We start from the raw sequence: 3,110 nt of genomic DNA on the forward strand, positions 1-3,110 counted from the left end.
ACTTTTTTGTCTTACTCATGTAGCTGCATATGCGACTGTTACTTTACATTATCATTTTCTTTCTTTATTTATTAAAGTTTTTCAGCCAAACCAATAAGTCTGCATTTTCTCTCCATTTCGGCTCTTCAGAAGGTGAAACGTCAATATAAGCCTTTTCTATTGCCTCTCTCTTTTGTTTAGAGTCTGCTTTGGCATAAATTTCTGTAGTCTGTACCGAGCTGTGACCAAGAATATCTCTTATATAAACTAGGTTTACCCCCGCTTGAAGTAAATGCATTGCCTTCGAGTGTCTAAGACAGTGACAGGTAAATACTTCTGGAACTAACGTCTTATCCTCTTTTCTTGCTAATTCTTTGTATTTCGTTATTACATAATTTACCCCTGCTCTTGTTAGTTTCTCTTTTCGCTTATTGAAAAACAATGGATATAAATTTGCGGAACTTCTCAATAAATCTTGTTCTTCCATGTACGCCTTCAGTATTTGTACAGTAGGCTCCATTAGAGGTACAATTCTGGCTTTGTTCCCTTTACCTATCAATTTTACTGTATACGGTTTCTCGAACCGAACCATCGATGGTGTTAAATCAATTATTTCTTGTACTCTCGCACCAGTTTCATATATTGTCGTTAATAAAGCTAAATCACGACGTCCAACTCGAGTATTTAAATTTGGCATCTCCAACAGTAACTTTATCCCATCAAGGGTTAAATAGTTAATTGTGTTCTTCTCTGCTTTTTTGATTGGAATGGAAAGGATTTTTTGCCATTCCCTTAGGTTGTCTGGATGCTCATATTGGAGATATTTAAAAAAAGAGTGAAGTGCTGCTAATCGTACATTCCTTGTAGATGTACTGCACTGTCGTACTTTTTCTGTCCAATCTAAATACTCAACTACTATACTTTTCGTTATCATATTCAGTGTTAAACTGTCTGCTCCAATCTTTTTTTCCTTGTTTAAAAAGCGGAGAAAGAGTACATATGTGTCTCTATAAGATTCTATAGTATTATTACTTGCTCCAGCTTCACCAGGTAAGTATTTCGTAAGAAACCCTGTTAGATAATACGAGAAATCAGTCGGTTTCATTCTGTTTCACCTCCGGAAACAAGTAGGAGCTAAGTTTGTTTACATCTTGAATTAATTCAGGATACATATCTGAGGTCAATCTGACATATTTATCAGTTGCTTCTAATGACTGATGTCCCAAATATTTAGAAAGTATAGGAAGCGTATAATATAAATCCATCCCTTTTCGGGACATTTCCGCCAACGAATGTACACTGAAAGAATGCCTTAGATCGTGTACTCTTGGACCCATGCCTTTTCCGCCATGAGAAATGCCTGCTTTCCATAGTACTTTACGAAACCATTTATAAACTGTATCCGAAGCGTACCTGTTACCATTTTTCTGTATAAAAAAGTAACCTTCGGATTCGTTTGAAAGTAAAAGAATGTTTTTATATTGACTACAAATGGTTATTAAAGAGTCCGAGAGAGGAAGTATTCGGTCACCGCCATTTTTGGTTTCTCGAACAATTATATATCCCTCTTCTAGATTTACGTCCTTATTTTTAAGTGACATTGCTTCATTTATTCTCAATCCGCAACCGTAAATTATACGAAAAACTACTGGAAGAATATATTTCATATTCGATTTATCATGAACCTTAATAGTGTCACAAGCAGAAAAGAATGAAGCTAGCTCTTCTTTTGAAAAAATATATGGTGTGAAAGTAGATTTATAGTTTTTAGGCAGCCTTGGAATGTAAGTTTGGTATCCAAGTTGGTTTAAATAGATGCAAAAGTTGGCAATGTCATTAACTCTTTTGTATCGGGTAACGTCAGATTCATTTGGGCGTTTCTCTTTCCACTTTTCTGCCAATTCCTTAGTCAAACCAACTGAAGTCGCACCATTTTTCACAGTAAAGTTATCGAAAATTTTGAAATTAGAAGTGCTGCTAAGGGTATAGCCTATATTTCTTTTGTAGGCTAAATATTGTTCAATCAAATAAGCATTAATTCCGGACAATTTCATTTTAGTTCACCCCCTTATAATGGAGGGATTGAATGATTGGTACATCCAGTGCGCACTGACGGAGAGAATCCAAATCAATACTGAGATATGTTTTTGTACTCTCACTATTGGAATGGCCAAGCACCTCTGAAATTACCGGAAGCGGTGTCTTCTGTTCCAGAAGAATACCTGCAAGGCTGTGCCGTAAGGCATGCGGACCATGCTTCTTTTGATCAACATTGTTGATGCCGGCACGTTTTAAATAGAAAGAAACAATACTATGAAGCGTAGGTTCTTCAAGTCTGTCATATGGTTGTTGTGCACGTAAAAACACATAAGGGAGATCTGATACAGGTCTTCCGTATTTCAAGTAATCAATAATCGCATTTCCTAGTTCAACTAAAAGTGGAAGCTCTATTTTTTCTTTGGTTTTCTTTTGAATGATTTGTATAGTATTGGTTTCCCAATGTATATGTTCAAACTTTAGCCCGCAAATATCTGAAGCTCTTAACCCGAGTCTGGCTGCCAATAGTATCATAGTGACATCTCTTTTTCCTTTCGGACTAGACCGATCGACAGACATTAATAGGCGTTCAATTTCCTCTTTCGTATAGGTAGTAGGAATCCGGGCATCTTTTTTATAACTGCTTTTAGGTACTAGATATGTTAAATCATAATCTAAATATTGTGCCTCAAATAAATACCTTAAAAAATTACGCAATGAACTGAGTGTACAATGAATCGTTGATTTAGAAAAAATACCGAGGCCATTGATGAAACCAAGTATGTGTTTATTGTCTATATCCGAAATGCTTGAAACGTTGTTGGAATTCAAATAGCACAAGAATCGATGAAGATACAATTTGTTGGAAGCCAGAGTGTCTTCCGACAACCCTTGGGATTTTCTAAATTCAAAAAATGATTTCATTACTACCCCTATCTTACCTTCGAAATTGTAGATTTTCTTCACAGACCTAAATCTTATAACCCCGGTAGTTTGATATTCAATAAGGACATTCGTACTTCGAATTATATCCTTTTCCTTGCGACTAAGATCTGAATAGTTTCTTTCATCCAGAGTCTTGGTAATAAATGCAT

At 35.8% G+C, this 3,110-nt stretch carries 3 protein-coding genes; all 3 read right to left on the reverse strand.

Annotated features, from left to right (window positions below):
* Nucleotides 1–64: 64 nt before the first annotated feature.
* From WKU33_RS18660 to WKU33_RS18670, 3 genes are read right to left on the reverse strand one after another with little or no spacing between them, the layout of a single operon-like run.
* Entirely contained in the window at nt 65–1,084 is a 1,020-nt protein-coding gene (locus tag WKU33_RS18660; RefSeq protein ID WP_340456079.1) for a site-specific integrase, read from the reverse strand.
* Nucleotides 1,071–2,033, reverse strand: coding sequence for a tyrosine-type recombinase/integrase (locus WKU33_RS18665; protein WP_340456081.1), 963 nt, complete (start codon nt 2,031–2,033; stop codon nt 1,071–1,073). Before WKU33_RS18665 ends, WKU33_RS18660 begins: the two co-directional genes overlap by 14 nt.
* Before the next feature lies 1 nt (nt 2,034).
* Nucleotides 2,035–2,940, reverse strand: coding sequence for a site-specific integrase (locus WKU33_RS18670; RefSeq protein ID WP_340456083.1), 906 nt, complete (start codon nt 2,938–2,940; stop codon nt 2,035–2,037).
* Between the last annotated feature and the right edge of the window lie 170 nt (nt 2,941–3,110).

Source organism: Oceanobacillus sp. HCA-5259 (assembly GCF_037892815.1).
Lineage (GTDB): Bacteria > Bacillota > Bacilli > Bacillales > Amphibacillaceae > Oceanobacillus > Oceanobacillus indicireducens.